Here is a 14,990-nt window from a genome sequence, read left to right as displayed (position 1 = left end):
CCGGGAGCGTCTCACCGCACCCGGATCGTCACCGTGCTGCCCCGGGGGGCCTCGTCCCCGCCCTCCGTGGACTGGTCCCAGACCGTGTCGCCGAGGAAGAAGCGCGAGACCTTGACCTTGAAGCCCGCCGCCTCCAGCACCTTCCTCGCCTCGTCGGCGTGCTTGCCCTCGACGTCCGGGACCTCCACCAGGTCCGGGCCCTTGGACAGCGTGAGCGTCACCTTGTCGCCCTCCGCACGGACCGAGTCCGGTCGCGGGGACTGCCCGGCGACCGAGCCCTCGTCCACGTCGGAGAAGACCCGGCGGTCGGCCACCGAGACGTCGAGGCCCGCGTCCTCCAACTCGGTACGGGCCTCGTCCTCCGGCTTCCCGCCCACGTCGGGGACGTGCACCGGGGCGCCCTTGCTGACGGTCAGCGCCACCGTCGTCCCGGCCTTGCGGCGCTCGCCCCGGCCCGGTTCGGTACGCGTCACGGCGCCCTTCGGGGACTCCTCGCTGAACGCCTCCGTCACCATGCCCGGTGCGAGCCCCGCCCCGCGCAGCGCCGCCCGGGCCTCGTCCAGCGTCTTGCCGCGCAGGTCCGGCACGTCGACCATGCGCGGGCCCCGCGAGACGGTCAGCGTGACCTCGCCGTGGTCGCGGATGCGCTCACCGGCCGCGGGGTCCGTCCCGATGACGGTGCCGGGCTCCTCGGTGGCGCTGTACTTCTGCTCGACCGACTTGACCTCCAGGCCCTCGTCGGCGAGCCGGCGCTCGGCCTGCGCCCGCGTCTTCGAGAGCAGCGGCGGCACCCGGGTGAACTGGCCCGCGTTGACGTACCAGACGCCCGCGCCCACGCACAGCACCACCACGGCGGCCAGCAGCGCCGCCCACAGCCCGCGCCGGGGCCGCCACCTCGCGCCGCCGCGCCCGGGGCGGCCCGTGACGGGCGGCGGCGGGGACGGCAGGACGCTCGTGCGGTGCACCCCTCCCGTGTCACCGAGGGGGGCGGCGGGCACCGCGTCGACCGGGTCGTCACCGAACGGCGGCAGCAGCGGGGGCCGCACCGCCCGGGGGACGGACACCGAACGCGGGATGACGCTCGTGCGGTCGGCCGCGTTGTCGTGGTGGTCGTGCCCGCTCGCCCGCGCGCGGGGCGGCACCAGGTCCAGTTCGGCCTCGCTCAGACCCGGTACCGACGCCCGGACGTCGGCGAGCATCGCGACCGCGTCCTGCGGGCGCAGCCGGGGATCGCGGGCCGTCGCCGCCACCACCAGGTCGTCGAGGACCGGGGAGAGCCCCGGCACCTCCTCGGAGGGGGGCCGGACGTCGCGGTTCAGGTGCTGGTGCAGGACCTGGGCCGCGTTGTCACCGGCGTACGGCTTGAGGCCGGTCAGCATCTCGAACAGCATGATCCCGCAGGCGTACACGTCGGCCCGCTGGTCGACCGCGCCGTCGTCGATCTGCTCGGGCGCCAGGTACGACACCGTGCCGAGCACCGTCTCCGTCGTCTGCGAGGCCGTGCCCACCGCGCGCACCAGACCGAAGTCCGCGACCTTGACCCGCCCGTCGTCCCCTATCAGGACGTTCTCCGGCTTCATGTCCCGGTGCACGAGACCCGCCCGGTGCGCGGCGCCCAGCGCGGCCAGTACCGGCTCCAGGACGTCCAGGGTCGTTCGGGGCGAGAGCGCGCCCCGCTCGCGCAGCACGTCCCGCAGCGTGCAGCCCGCGACGTACTCCATCGCGAGATACACGTACGCGCCCTGCGCACCCTGATCGAAGACGCCCACCACGTTGGGGTGGTCGAGCCGCGCGACCGCCTTCGCCTCGCGGATGAAGCGCTCCACGAAGGACGCGTCGGTCGCGAGCGACGGGTGCATCACCTTGAGCGCGACGACCCGGTCGAGTCGCAGATCGACCGCCCGGTAGACGGTCGCCATGCCCCCGTGGGCGATCAGCGCGTCGACGCGGTAGCGCCCGTCCAGGACATGTCCGACGAGCGGCGCGTGCTGGTCTACTGGCCTCGTGTCCACGCGGGCGAGTCTACGATCCGGCGCACGCGCCGCCGCCCGCCAGGAAGAACCCGGGACCGAGCTGCTGCCGAGCTGTGACAGGCGGGTGGCGTACGCGTGTGCCACGGGTCACGCGGGCGAGGGCTCAGAAGGCCGGGCGCTCCGGGTCCCGCCACGCCTGCCCCTCCGCGGGGGAGGAGGCCTCGGCGTGGTGGCGGCGCGGGATGCGCCCCGCGCGGTGCGCGAGCCGGCCCGCCTCGACCGCGTGCCGCATCGCCTGCGCCATCAGCTCCGGCTCTCGCGCCCGCGTGACCGCCGAGGCCAGCATGACGGCCGAGCAGCCCAGCTCCATCGCGAAGGCCGCGTCCGAGGCGGTGCCCGCCCCCGCGTCCAGGATCACCGGGACCGTGGCCCGCTCCGTGATGAGCTGGAAGTTGTGCGGGTTGCGGATGCCGAGCCCCGAGCCGATGGGCGAGCCCAGCGGCATGACCGCCGCGCAGCCCACGTCCTGCAGCTTGCGGGCCAGCACCGGGTCGTCGTTGGTGTACGGCAGGACCGTGAACCCGTCGTCCACGAGGATCTCGGCCGCGTCGAGCAGTTCGACGGGATCGGGCAGCAGGGTCCGCTCGTCGGCGATGACCTCCAGCTTCACGAGGGCGGTGCCCAGCGCCTCCCGGGCCAGCCGGGCGGTGAGCACCGCCTCGCCCGCCGTGTAGCAGCCCGCCGTGTTCGGCAGGACGCCGATGCCGAGCCGCTCCAGCACCGAGAGCACCGAGCCCTGCGTGCCCGGGTGCAGACGCCGCATCGCGACGGTGGTCAGCTCGGTGCCCGAGGCGAGCAGGGACCGTTCGAGCACGTCGAGGCTGGGCGCCCCTCCGGTGCCCATGATGAGCCGCGAGGTGTACGGCACCCCGCCCAGCAGCAGTGGATCGTCGGCCACGGTGTCAGCCTCCCTGTACGGCGGTGAGGATCTCGACGCGGTCGCCCTCGGCGAGCGCGGTACGCGCCCACTGCCCGCGTGGGACGACGCTCTCGTTGACGGCGGCGGCCACCCCGGACGGGGCCCGGGTCAGTTCGCCGACGAGGGCCGCCAGCGTCGTACCGGCGGCGACGGTGCGCTCGGCGCCGTTGACCCTCAAGGTCAGGTCGAGGTCGAGGGGTGCAGCGGTCATGCGGACAGCTCCTGGGGAAGGGCCGGGCGGGGTGCGGGGCTGAGCGAGGTCCCCTCGAAACGGCGGGGACTGAAGGCACGGGCCGCCTCCGGCAGCTCGCCGTGGACGAGAGCGTGCGCCATGACCTCGCCGGTCTCCGGGGTGAGCAGGACCCCGTTGCGGTGGTGCCCGGTCGCGAGGTGCAGTCCGGGCAGCGCGGTCGGGCCGAGCAGCGGGGCGTTGTCGGGGGAGGCGGGCCGCAGCCCCGCGCGCATCTCGGCGAGCGGCAGTTCGGTCAGCCCCGGCACCAGCTCATGGGCGTCCCGCAGCAGTTCGTACACGCCGCCCGCCGTGACCGTCGTGTCGAAACCCTGTTCCTCGCTGGTCGCGCCGACCACGAGTTCGCCGTTCTCACGCGGGACCAGGTAGACGCTGCCGCCGCGCACCACCGCACGCACGGTCCGGCTCAGGAACGGCGCGTACCGGGCCGGGACGGTCAGCCGCAGCACCTGGCCCTTGACGGGGCGCACGGGCACGGCGACCTCCGGCGGCACCCCGTCGAGCCCGCCGCTCTCGCAGCCCGCGGCGAGCACCGTCTGCTCCGCCGTCAGCAGCCCGCCGCCGGACAGGGCCACGCCACGCGCCCGGCCGTCCCCGACGAGCAGCCGGACGGCGCGCTCCCGGCGGAAGGCGACCCCGGCGCGCGCGCACGCGACGAGGAGCGCCGAGGCGAGCCGGCGCGGATCGATCTGGTGGTCGCCCGCGACGCGCAGCCCGCCGCGCACCCCCGGGGCGAGCATCGGTTCGAGGCGGCGGCACTCCCGCCCGCTCAGCCACTGCGAGTCGAGCCCGCACCGCTCGTGCAGCGCGTGCAACTCGCGCAGCTGGGCCCGGTCGTCGCCGTCCAGCGCGACCGCGAGCGTCCCGCACTCCCGGTACCCGAGGTCCTGCCCGCTCGCCTCGGTCAGCTCCGCCACGAAGGCCGGATAGCGGCGCGCCGAGGCGAGGTTCAGCGCGAGCAGGGTCTCCTCGCCGTAGTGCAGTTCGGTGACGGCCGCGAGCATCCCGGCCGCGACCTGCGCCGCACCGCCCCCGGGCCACGGATCGGCCACGGCCACCCGCAGCCCGTGCCGCGCGGCCCGCCACGCCGTGACGAGGCCGATGATCCCGCCGCCGACGACGAGCACGTCCACCGGCGCCCCCGAGGACTGCCCGGAGGGCGGAGCGGGAGCGGTGGACGGTGGAGGCATGGGCACGATGCCCCTCCCTTCGCCGGAATGACCCGGATCAGGTTCGGACGGTCGGAGGCCGCTCCAGCCTCCCTCTCAGCCCGGTCGTCCGGGCTCCCGCGGTGTCCCCGTCACCCTAGACCCGCCCGCGGGGCCCCGGTAGGCCCGGCCCCGCGGGCGGTCACGCTGTGGGGGAGATCTCCCGCCCGCTCCCCGCCGCCGCCCCCGGTGCCCGTCCTACAGTGACCGGGTGAGTGAGCAGAGGCAGCACGAGGCGGACAGACGCACGGTGGTCGTCGGGGCGGGCATGGCCGGGGTGCAGACCGCCGTGGCCCTGCGCGAACAGGGATACGCGGGGCGGATCCTGCTCCTGGGAGCGGAGACGCACGCCCCCTACGACCGCCCTCCGCTGTCCAAGGCCGTCCTGCTCGGCACCGCCGAGGACTCCGCGTTCGACGTCGACTTCGCCGCCCTCGGCGTCGAACTGCGCCTGGGCGTCGAGGTCCTCGGACTGCGCGCCGCAGACCACGAGCTGGACACCTCCCACGGGCCGCTCGCCTACGACACCCTCGTCCTCGCCACCGGCGCCCAGCCGATACGGCTGCCCGGCACCACCGGTCTGCCCGGCGTGCACCTGCTGCGCACCCTCGACGACGTACGCCGCCTGCGCCCGGTGCTCGCCGCCCGGCACACCGTCGTCGTGGTCGGCGCCGGCTGGATCGGCGCCGAGTTCACGACCGCCGCACGCGAGGCGGGCTGCGCCGTGACCGTCGTCGAGGCCGCCGGACGCCCGCTCGCCGGCACCCTGCCCGCCGAGGTCGCCGCCCCGATGGCCGACTGGTACGCGCGGGCCGGGGCCGTCCTGCGCACCGGCGTCCGGGTCGAGGCGGTCGAGGACGGCGCGGTCGTCCTGGAAGGCGGCGAACGCCTGCCCGCCGACGCCGTCGTCGTCGGCGTCGGGGCCCGGCCCGCGACCGGCTGGCTCGCCGGCTCCGGCGTCGACCTCGCCCCCGACGGCTCCGTCCTCGCCGACGAGCACCTGCGCACCTCGGTGCCCGGGGTGTACGCGGTCGGGGACTGCGCCTCCTTCCCCTCCCGCCGCTACGGGCGCCGCCTCCTCGTGCACCACTGGGACAACGCCCTCCAGGGGCCGCACACGGTGGCCGCCGACATCGCGGGCGACGGGGCCGAGCCCTACGACCCCGTCCCGTACTTCTGGTCCGAGCAGTTCGGCCACTTCGTGCAGTACGCCGGCCACCACGAACAGGCCGACACCACCGTGTGGCGCGGCGACCCCGCCACCCCCGCGTACTCGGTGTGCTGGCTGCGCGAGGAGCAGCTCGTCGCGGTCCTCGCCGTGGGCCGCCCCCGCGACCTCGCCCAGGGCCGCAAGCTCATCGCCGCCGGTGCGCCGATGGACCCGGGGGCGCTCGCCGACCCGGCCCGCCCGCTCAAGGCCGCCACGCGCTGACCAGGACGTTTCCCGCCGCCCTCCCCCCTGCCGCCCTCCCGGCTACCGCCTGTCGGTCCGGGATGGCACGCTTGTCCCCGTGACCGAGATTGATGCCAAGACCGAAGCGCTCGTCAGCGAGTGGCTCACCCTTCCCGACATCGCCGAACTGTTCGGCGTCGAGGTGACCCGGGTGCGGCAACTGGTGAGGGAAGGCCAGCTCATCGCCGTACGCCGGGGGGAGAACCGCGCCCTGCACGTGCCCGCCGCGCTCCTCGACGGCGACCACACGGTGAAGGGCCTCACCGGACTGCTCACGGTGCTGCGCGACGACGGCTTCGACGACGTGGAGATCCTGGAGTGGATGTTCACCCCCGACCCGACCCTGCCGGGCACCCCCGCCCAGGCGCTGAAGGAGAATCGCGGCACGGAGGTGAAGCGCCGGGCCCAGGCGCTCGCCGTCTGAGCCGTACCGACCGCTGACGGCGGTGGTGTGCCGCCGTCTTCCACGCCGCGCACGGGCCGGGCGGGCCGGGAGAATCCGGACCGCCCGGCCCGCCGTTTCCCCGGGGGGACCCTTCTCCATGACCGCGCAGTCCGACACCGCCGCAGCCGCCCGGCGGGCCCTCGCTGACGCCCGCCTCTACCTGTGCGTCGACGCGCGCGAGCGGCAGGGCGATCTGCCCGCCTTCCTCGACGCCGTGCTCGCCGGCGGGGTGGACGTCGTCCAGCTGCGGGACAAGAACCTGGAGGCCGCCCAGGAGCTGCGGGCGCTGGAGGTCTTCGCCGAGGCCTGCCGCAGACACGGCAAGCTCCTCGCGGTCAACGACCGGGCCGACGTGGCGCACGCGGCGGGCGCCCAGGTCCTGCACCTGGGCCAGGACGACCTGCCGGTGGACGCCGCGCGCGCGATCCTCGGGCCCGACGTGCTGATCGGCCGCTCCACCCACTCCGAGGCGGAGGCCGCGGCCGCCGCCGTCCAGGACGGGGCGGACTACTTCTGCACCGGCCCCTGCTGGCCCACGCCCACCAAGCCGGGTCGCCCCGCCCCCGGACTCTCCCTCGTGCGGTACGCCGCCTCGCTCGGCACCACCCGGCCCTGGTTCGCGATCGGCGGCATCGACGCGGGCAACCTCGACGAGGTGCTCGACGCGGGCGCCCGCCGGGTCGTCGTCGTCCGCGCGCTGACCGAGGCCGAGGACCCGGGGACCGCGGCCAGGCACTTCGCGCGACGACTGCGCGAGAACTGACGACCGCGCGAGACACTGACACGGCGGGGACCCGGACCGGGAGAACTGAGACACGGACCACTCCGGGCCGCCTCGGCCCCTGCCCCGCACGGTTCCAAGACCGCCCCCGACCGTCCGAGGCGTGGACGAGAAGTCCGCTTAACGGGCAAAACCACCAAGCGGGAGGCCGGACAGGCCCGGCTCTGGCTACCCTTCCCGTATGGCCCTCGGCACCGCATCCACCTGGACCTCCGACGCTTCGACCGTCCGTGACCTGCTCGCGAGCGGCAAACCGTCGTACTCCTTCGAGTTCTGGGCGCCGAAGACCGAGAAGGGCGAGCGCAACCTGTGGAACGCGCTGCGCCGCGTCGAGGCCGTCTCCCCGAGTTTCGTCTCCGTGACCTACGGCGCGGGCGGCACGACCCGTTCGGGCACCGTGCGCGCGACCCAGCGGATAGCGGAGGACACCACCCTGCTCCCGGTCGCCCACCTGACCGCCGTGTCGCACTCGATCGCCGAGCTGCGCAACATGGTCGGCCAGTTCGCCGACGCCGGGATCCGCAACATCCTCGCCGTGCGCGGTGATCCGCCCGGTGACCCCATGGGCGACTGGGTGGCGCGCCCGGACGGCCTGCTGTACGCCGCCGAACTGGTACGGCTCATCAAGGAGTCGGGCAATTTCTGTGTAGGTGTGGCCGCCTTCCCGGAAATGCATCCGCGCTCCGAGGACTGGGACTCCGACGTGCGCCATTTCGTCGACAAGTGCCGGGCCGGGGCGGATTACGCGATCACCCAGATGTTCTTCGACCCCACCGCCTACCTGCGCCTTCGTGACCGGCTCGCCGCCGCGGGCTGCGACACCCCGGTCATTCCCGAGGTCATGCCGGTCACCAGCCTCCGGCAACTGGAGAGACTTCCCTCGCTGAGCACCGCGCAGTTCCCCGGCGAGGTGAAAGAACGCATGCTCGCCGCCAAAGACGATCCGGCGGCTGTACGCTCCTTGGGAATCGAGTTCGCCACGGAGTTCTGCGCCCGACTGCTCGCCGAAGGCGTGCCGGGTCTGCACTTCATCACGCTGAACAACTCCACGGCGACTCTGGAGATCCACGAGAATCTGGGCCTGCCCCACCACAGGCCCTGATCTGCCGAACCCGCGGCCCGCAGGCCGCCGGGGAGAGGGGCGTACATGGGCTGGGCGGTCCTCTATCTCGCTTTCGCCGTCGTGGCGTTGTGGCTGCTGGGGGAGGTGCTGCTCCAGTACAAGGCGCGACTGCGCTGGCGTCTGCTCGCCTTCGGCGGCTTCCTCCTCGTCGTCCTCGGGGTGCTGCTGCCCTCCGTCGTGGTCATCGCGCTGGGCGCGATCGCCTTCGCCACCGGGCAGACCCTCGTGACCCTGTCCTTCCGGCGCGGCTTCGCCGCCGGCTGGGCCCTCGGCGGCAAACCCGGGGCCAGCAAACGCCGCCGGGACGGCGCGGGGCGCCCGGCCCTGGAGGTCTCGGACCTGCGCCTGGAGGACGAGGGCCCGGAAGCGGCTTCCGCGTCGACGGGCGCACAGGACAGCCGGGACAAGGCCTCGGACGGATTCGAGGGCACCGCGGTCCTCGAATCCGTCCCCGCTTCCCCGGCCTTCACGGGAACGCCGGGACAGGCGCCCTTCCCGGCCTCCGCCGAGACGTCCGGACAGGAGCCCTTCGCCGCTTTCGGGGACACCTCCGGGCAGGAGTCCTTCGCGGCCTTCGGGGACACCTCCGGACAGGAATACTTCGCGGCCCCCGAGGAGACGTCCGGACACGAACAGGCCGCCGCCTCCGCCTACGACCCCGCCCCCTACGTGGCAGCCTCCTACGACACCGGCTCCTTCGGTACGGCCTCCCCCTTCGGCGAGTCCTTCGCCGCCACCTCCCAGGGCGACACCGGCGGCTACGCCCAAGTCCCGTACGGCAGTTACGACACGGGCACGTACGCCACCGGCGGGTACGACAACGGCGCACCCGGCCCCGGCGACACCTGGGGCGGGGAGCAGACGCAGCACGGCTACGCGCAGCCGTACGCCGCGTACGGCGACCCCTACACCACCGGCGCCCAGGGCTACGACCCCGGGCAGTCCGCGCAGGACCCGTACGCCACGACGGGGTACGGGTACGGCTACCCGGCCGAAGCGGCGCCCGGCCCCGAGGCCACCTACGCCACGGACACCCCGCCCGGGGGCGTCTGGGTCCCGCAGCAGCGCGCCGGCGCCGAACCCGGGCAGCAGCCCTACGTCCAGTACCCCGGCCAGCCCGGCTACGGGGACGGCGGCAGCGACGGACAGGGGCGGCAGTACTGAGGGTGCGCCCCGCCCGGCCCTCGCCGCGCGCCGCACCGTCTCAGTAGGAGCCCTTGAAGTCCGGGCCCTCCACGATCAGTCCGGCCACCAGCGCGCCCGACATGCCCGCGTGCGGCAGGCCGCCGCCCGGATGCGCCCAGCCGCCCACCGCGTACAGGCCGGGCAGCGCCGTGGTGTTCGACGGGTACAGGAAACGACCCCCGCCCGCCGCGAGGGACGGGGCCGGCACCGCGCCGCCCCACACCCCGGTGGCCCGCGCCACGTCGTCCGGGGTGCGCGTCTCGTGCCACAGCAGCCGCTCCCGCAGGCCCGGCAGCGCCGCCTCCGCGCGGTCCAGCAGCCCCTCGACGTACGCCTCGGGCACCTGGGTACCGGCCGGGACCGTCAGGCTCAGGGTGACCGCCTCGTGCTCCGCGTCCGGTACCCGGGAGGTGTCGCCCGGGCGCAGCACCGTCAGCGTCGGCGCGGGCGGCAGGGCGCCCGGCCCGTCGAAGACCGCGCCCAACTCGGCCGCGCGGTCCGGGGTGTGCAGCACGGTGCGGACGGCGGTGCCCTCGGGGCGGGCGCCGCGCAGCGCCAGGAACACCAGGAGCCTGCTGCTGCCGCCGCGCCGCGCGGGGACCCCGTCGGCCGGCCACGGGGAGCGGCCGGCGAGCAGCCGTTCCAGCACCTCGGGGGCCACGCCCGCCACCACGTGGTCCGCCTCGACGCGGGCGCCGTCCGCCGTCCCGATCCCGGCCGCCCGGCCGTCCTTCTCCAGGACCGCCGTCACCTCCGAGCCGAACACGAACTCCACCCGCCGCCGCACACACCGCTCGTGCAGCGCGCTCGCGAAGGCACGCAGCCCCCCGCGCACCGCCCACACACCGAAGGTCTGCTCGACGTACGGCAGGACCGCCGCGCCCGCCGGGGCCGTACGGGGATCGAGACCGGCGAGCAGCGCGTACTGCTCCAGCAGCGCCGTGAGCCGCGCGTCCCGCAACTCCAGGGCGCCGACCTCCGCGAGCGTGCTCGCGCGCCGCTCGCGCCGCAGCGGCCGCCGCACCCCGAGCGCCGGATAGGGCTCACGACCGGCCAGCACCTGCCAGTTGGGCCACTGCGTCTCCTCCAGCAGCGGACGGCGGACCCGGTCCCAGGCCTCCCGCGAGCGGTCCATGAAGGCGGACCAGCGCGCCCCCGCGCCCGCGCCGAGCGCCCCGTCCAGCGCCTGGGCGACCCCGGCCCGCGAGGCGTTCGGCAGGGACACGACGGTGCCGTCCGCGAAGAGGTGCGCGGCGGCCGGCTCGACCTGCTCCAGCGGGGCCAGCGACTCCAGGGACTCCTTGCCGGTCTTCAGGAACAGGTCGCGCTGGACGGCGGGCAGCGTCAGCAGACCGGGCCCCGTGTCGAAACGGAAGCCCTCCCGCCCGAACTCGCCCAGCGCCCCGCCGTACGTCGCCGCGCGCTCGTGCACCACCACCCGGTGGCCCGCGACGGCCAGCCGGGCCGCCGCCGACATCGCGCCGAGACCCGCGCCGATCACCACAATCCGTGCCATGCCAGGGACTTTATCCGGCGCCTGCGACAGCGCGCCCGGGCCCCGGGCACCTCTCTGAGTACGCCTACTCAGACCGCGTGATGAGTAGGCGTACGGATGGGCCGTGACCTGCGCGGACGGCAGAGTGTGGGGCACGGGGACGGGTGCTCGCACCGGACCGCCGACACGGGGCGGCGGAACGGAGCGGCGCCCGGGGGTGTCCGCGCCTGACCCACGCGGCACCCACGGTTCTCCCGGCGGGTGGCCGCACGCCGGTCACCCGCCGGGGTTCAGCCCGGCGGCCCGCCGCGGCTCAGCCCAGGTGCCCGCTCACCCGGCCCTGGAGCAGCAGCGACAAGGCCGCGTGCACCTCGTCGAGCGAGCGCTCCGGCTGGAAGGCCTGCCAGTCGAGGGCGGCCACCAGCACCATGCCGACGAGTGCCGCCGCCGTGAGCGGGACGTCGATCTCCGCGCTCAGCTCCCCGGCCGCCACGCCCTCGCTCAGCACCCGCTCCACGACCGCGACGGCCTCCTGCCGCACCACCAGCAGCGTCGACTGCCAGGCCCGGTTGGTGCGCCACAGCTCCGCGACGTACAGCTGCGTGAAGGCCGGATAGCGGTCGATGAAGACGAGGCCCGCGCGCACCATCGCGTCCAGCGCGCCGACGGTCGCGCCGCCCCGCTCCTTCGCCTCCCGCGCCGCGTCCCGCAGCGCCGTGGTGAGCAGGCCCACCCCGTGCCGCAGCAGCGCCTCGAACAGGCCGGCCTTGCTCGTGAAGTTGTAGTAGACGGTGCCCTTGGCCACCCCGGCCCGTTCGGCGATCTCGTCGACCGTCGTGGCCGAGAAGCCCTGCTCCGCGATCAGGGTGACCGCCGCCTCGTAGAGCTTCTGCCGGGTGGCCTCGCGCCGTGTGCTGCTGCTGTCCATGCGGCTGATTCTCACAGGCGCCGCCGGCCCCGGCCGCCTCACAGGCTCAGCTCCGGGTGCAGCCGCTCCACCGTCCACACCTGACCGCGTCGCGCCCGCCACACGGTGAGCGCGAGCGCCCCCGCCGTGAACGCGCACAGCACCGCGCAGGCCGTCCACACCGGCCCGAGGCCACCGCCCGTGACGAGCCGCCGCAGCGCCTCGACGACGTAACTCATCGGCAGGAAGGGGTGCAGCGCGTTGAAGAAGGCGGGACTCGTCTGCACCGGGTAGGTGCCGCCGGCCGAGGTGAGCTGGAGCATCAGCAGCGCCAGCACCAGGATCCGCCCGGCCGCCCCGAACTGGGCGTTGAGCCACTGCACGATCGCCGCGAAGCACGCCGTGACCAGGCACAGGAAACCGATCGTGCCCGCCGCGCGCAGCATCTGGAGCCCGAGCGCCCAGTGCAGCACCGCCATCAGCGCCCCCACCTGTGCGAAGCCCAGGACGACGACCGGCAGCCAGCCCGCGAGCGCGGCCCGCAGCGCCGAGGTGCCGCTCGCCAGCGCCCGGCGGTTGAGCGGGGCGATCAGCATGTACGCGACCATCGCCCCGACCCACAGCGCGAGCGGGATGAAGTACGGGGCGAAACCCGTGCCGTAGTTCGGCGCCCGGTGCAGGGACTGCGAGGCCAGCCGCACCGGGTCGGACATCGCGTCCGTGTGCCGGTCCCGGTCGTCCTTGTCGTAGTCGGGGATCTTCCCGGCCCCGTCGTGGAGGCCGCTCGCGAGCGTGCCCGAACCGTCCGCGAGCTTGAAGAGACCGCCGTCGAGGTCCGTGGCGCCCGTCTCCAGGCGGCCCACGCCCCGGTCCAGGGTGTCCGCCCCGGTGCGCGCCTTCGCGAGCCCCTCGTGCAGGGTCGCGGCCCCCTTGGCGACCTGCCGGGCCCCCGAGTCGAGCTTGTCGATCTTCGCGACGGCCGCGTCCAGGTCCTCGTCCAGGTGCGGCGCGTGCCGCTCCAGCTGGCGGGCCTGCTTCTGGAGCGTCGCGAGCTGCCCGTCGAGCTTCGAGAAGTCGTCCTTCCGGTCGCCCACCACCCCGTTCAGGCCGGTGGCGATCCGCGAGACCTCGGCCGCCGCGTCCTTCGCCTTCCGCAACTCGGGACAGGCCGCGTCCGGTCCGGACGGAGCGGCGGGGGAGGGGGGCGCGGAAGCCGAGGGGGCGGGCGCGGCGGGCGTGGTCGCCGGCCGCGCCCGGTCAACGGGACCGCACCGGTCCGCGTACACGGAGCCGAGGGCGCCCGAGGCGGTGCGCGCGGCCTCGGCGGCCTGGGGCGCGTCCTTCGTCAGCGTCCCCAGGTGGGAGCGGACCACGCCCGCCCCGTCGGCCACCAGCCGCGCCGAGTCCGCGATCGTGTCCTCGTTGTCCTTGAGGAAGGGCCGTACGGTGCCGGCGACCCCGTCGACCTTGCCCGCGAGCTGCCCGGTCCCCTCGGCGACCTGCCCCGAACCGCTCTCCAGCGCCTCCGCGCCCTTCGTGAGCCGGCTGAGACCGCCCGCGAGGTCGCTGCTGCCCTCCTTCGCGTCCGACAGGCCGGAGACGAGGTCCCCGGCCCCCTTCTTCGCCTTGTCCGTGCCGTCCTTGATCCGGTCCGCGCCGTCGGCGGCCTTCGCCGTCTCGTCGTGCAGGTCGGAGAACGAGACGAAGATGCGGTCGAGGAAGGAGCGGGTCGCCCGTGTCGAGGCGGCCGAGCGCACCTCGGAGAACACGGTGCGGGAGATCTGCCCGACGATGTAGTTGTTCGCGTCGTTGGTCCGCACCTGAAGGGCCCCGGTCCCGGGCGACTTCCCGGCGTCCGAGGCGATCCTGCGGCTCAGGTTCCCGGGCAGCGTGAGCGACAGGTAGTACCGGCCGCTCTCCACACCCTCCCCGGCCTCGCGCGCGTCCACCTCGTGCCACTCGAAGGTGTCGCTCTCGCGCAGCCCCTTCACGATCTGCTGCCCGGCCTCGACCTTCTGCCCCTTCGCCCGTGCCCCCGTGTCCTCGTTGACGAGCGCCACCGGGATCTTGTCGAGCCTGCCGTACGGGTCCCAGAACGACCACAGGTACAGCGCCCCGTACAGCAGCGGCAGCAGCAGGAGCGCGACGAGCGCCGCACGGGACAGCCGCCCCCGTCCGAACCGCTTCAGCTCAAGCGCGGCGAGTCGTGGCGAGCGCATCGCGGTCCTGCCCTTCGTCCTCGTCGCCGTCGTACGTGGTGCCGCTGACGCCGTCGCCGGATGCGACGGGCTCCCCGGGGCCTTGAGGGCAGGGCTCCCGGGTGCGCAGGACGAGCGCGTCCGCCGGGGCCTCGCTGCACACCGCGAGCACCGTCGTGCCGCCTCGTGCGAGCCCCCGCAGCAGCTCCCAGACCTCGGCGCGTCCGGCGTCCGACAGCTTCAGGTCCACGTCGTCCAGCGCGAGGAGCCGGGGCCGGCCGAAGAGGGCGAGGGCCAGGGACAGACGCAGCGACTCGACGCGTTCCAGGTCCCGTACGGCGGTCCGCGCGCCCTTCGGGAGCGCTCCGAGGTCCAGTCCGGCCGCAGCCAGGCACTCCTCGGCCCTCGCCCGTACCGCCGCGCGCCGCCGGCCGGGCCGCAGCCGGTCCGTGCCCGACAGGCCCAGCGAGGCCCCGAACCGCCGCTCCAGCAGAGCCCGCTCGCGCAGATGCTCGGCCACCGTGAGCGCCGGGTCCAGTTCGCTGACCCCCTGCACCGGCCCGAGGGCGCTGATCCGGCGCACCGCCGCGAGCCGGCCGGGCAACGGGTGCCCGCCGACCCGGGCGCTGCCCTCGGAGGTGCGCATACGGCCGGTGAGCGCGAGCAAGAGACAGGTACGGCCACTGCCCGAGGGGCCCTCGACCGCGACGAGGGAACCCGGAGCGGCATCCAGCTCCAGCCCCTGGAACACCGGCCCGCGCGGCCCCTTCATGCCGAGGCCGCGCACGTGGAGCGAGGCCCCGTGCGCCCCTCCTCGGGGCGGGCCCTCCGCGCCCTCGGCAGAGGCGGCGTCGCCCCGCGCGTCCCGTACCGCCGCGGCGTTCTCGGTGCTCTTTGCGGTGTCGGTGCTTTCGGTGCTCTCGTCACCGTGCATGGCTCGGCTCCCCGCCCCGTTCCCGTTCGGTCGTCTGTTTTTGTGCTGACCGGTCAGTT

General features: G+C 74.8%; 13 protein-coding genes and 1 riboswitch. Of the genes, 5 read left to right on the top strand and 8 right to left on the bottom strand.

Annotated elements, in window-relative coordinates; translation table 11 throughout:
- Positions 1-11 precede the first annotated feature (11 nt).
- The 4 genes from pknB to thiO form a co-directional block, all read right to left on the bottom strand.
- Complete coding sequence (gene pknB, locus AB0J21_RS13455) at positions 12-2,012, bottom strand: Stk1 family PASTA domain-containing Ser/Thr kinase (RefSeq protein WP_363146033.1); 2,001 nt, start codon at positions 2,010-2,012, stop codon at positions 12-14.
- A 124-nt stretch (positions 2,013-2,136) separates the two neighbouring features.
- Positions 2,137-2,931, bottom strand: coding sequence for a thiazole synthase (locus tag AB0J21_RS13450; RefSeq protein ID WP_363146032.1), 795 nt, complete (start codon positions 2,929-2,931; stop codon positions 2,137-2,139).
- 4 nt (positions 2,932-2,935) lie between these two features.
- A complete protein-coding gene (thiS, locus tag AB0J21_RS13445; RefSeq protein ID WP_363146031.1) occupies positions 2,936-3,163 on the bottom strand; it encodes a sulfur carrier protein ThiS in 228 nt (75 codons plus the stop codon).
- The gene (thiO, locus tag AB0J21_RS13440) at positions 3,160-4,392 is read right to left on the bottom strand and encodes a glycine oxidase ThiO (RefSeq protein ID WP_363146245.1); all 1,233 of its coding nucleotides are present in this window, start codon (positions 4,390-4,392) and stop codon (positions 3,160-3,162) included. The genes thiS and thiO overlap by 4 nt, the downstream gene beginning before the upstream one ends.
- Positions 4,390-4,502, bottom strand: a riboswitch (TPP riboswitch). It overlaps the preceding gene by 3 nt.
- A gap of 119 nt (positions 4,503-4,621) precedes the next feature.
- On the opposite strand from thiO, the gene AB0J21_RS13435 reads away from it, so the two are divergent.
- From AB0J21_RS13435 to AB0J21_RS13415, 5 genes are all read left to right on the top strand, one after another.
- The gene (locus AB0J21_RS13435; protein ID WP_363146030.1) at positions 4,622-5,842 is read left to right on the top strand and encodes an FAD-dependent oxidoreductase; all 1,221 of its coding nucleotides are present in this window, start codon (positions 4,622-4,624) and stop codon (positions 5,840-5,842) included.
- 79 nt (positions 5,843-5,921) lie between these two features.
- The gene (locus AB0J21_RS13430; protein WP_363146029.1) at positions 5,922-6,287 is read left to right on the top strand and encodes an Rv2175c family DNA-binding protein; all 366 of its coding nucleotides are present in this window, start codon (positions 5,922-5,924) and stop codon (positions 6,285-6,287) included.
- Positions 6,288-6,405: 118 nt separating this feature from the next.
- Positions 6,406-7,071, top strand: coding sequence for a thiamine phosphate synthase (thiE, locus tag AB0J21_RS13425; RefSeq protein ID WP_363146028.1), 666 nt, complete (start codon positions 6,406-6,408; stop codon positions 7,069-7,071).
- A gap of 199 nt (positions 7,072-7,270) precedes the next feature.
- Positions 7,271-8,191, top strand: coding sequence for a methylenetetrahydrofolate reductase [NAD(P)H] (metF, locus tag AB0J21_RS13420; RefSeq protein WP_363146027.1), 921 nt, complete (start codon positions 7,271-7,273; stop codon positions 8,189-8,191).
- 45 nt (positions 8,192-8,236) lie between these two features.
- On the top strand, positions 8,237-9,376 hold the full coding sequence (locus AB0J21_RS13415) for a hypothetical protein (RefSeq protein ID WP_363146026.1): 1,140 nt from the start codon (positions 8,237-8,239) through the stop codon (positions 9,374-9,376).
- Between the two features lie 40 nt (positions 9,377-9,416).
- On the opposite strand, the gene AB0J21_RS13410 is transcribed toward AB0J21_RS13415, so the two are convergent.
- The 4 genes from AB0J21_RS13410 to AB0J21_RS13395 form a co-directional block, all read right to left on the bottom strand.
- A complete protein-coding gene (locus tag AB0J21_RS13410; protein WP_363146025.1) occupies positions 9,417-10,913 on the bottom strand; it encodes an NAD(P)/FAD-dependent oxidoreductase in 1,497 nt (498 codons plus the stop codon).
- A gap of 292 nt (positions 10,914-11,205) precedes the next feature.
- The gene (locus AB0J21_RS13405) at positions 11,206-11,820 is read right to left on the bottom strand and encodes a TetR/AcrR family transcriptional regulator (protein WP_363146024.1); all 615 of its coding nucleotides are present in this window, start codon (positions 11,818-11,820) and stop codon (positions 11,206-11,208) included.
- Positions 11,821-11,858: 38 nt separating this feature from the next.
- Positions 11,859-14,018: a YhgE/Pip domain-containing protein gene (locus tag AB0J21_RS13400; RefSeq protein ID WP_363146023.1), complete on the bottom strand. Its 2,160-nt coding sequence runs from the start codon at positions 14,016-14,018 to the stop codon at positions 11,859-11,861.
- Positions 13,990-14,769, bottom strand: coding sequence for an ATP-binding cassette domain-containing protein (locus AB0J21_RS13395; protein ID WP_363146244.1), 780 nt, complete (start codon positions 14,767-14,769; stop codon positions 13,990-13,992). The genes AB0J21_RS13400 and AB0J21_RS13395 overlap by 29 nt, the downstream gene beginning before the upstream one ends.
- Positions 14,770-14,990 lie beyond the last annotated feature (221 nt).

This window comes from Streptomyces sp. NPDC049954 (assembly GCF_040656295.1).
In the GTDB taxonomy this organism is placed as follows: domain Bacteria; phylum Actinomycetota; class Actinomycetes; order Streptomycetales; family Streptomycetaceae; genus Streptomyces.
This window is presented reverse-complemented; position numbering and strand designations above follow the sequence as displayed.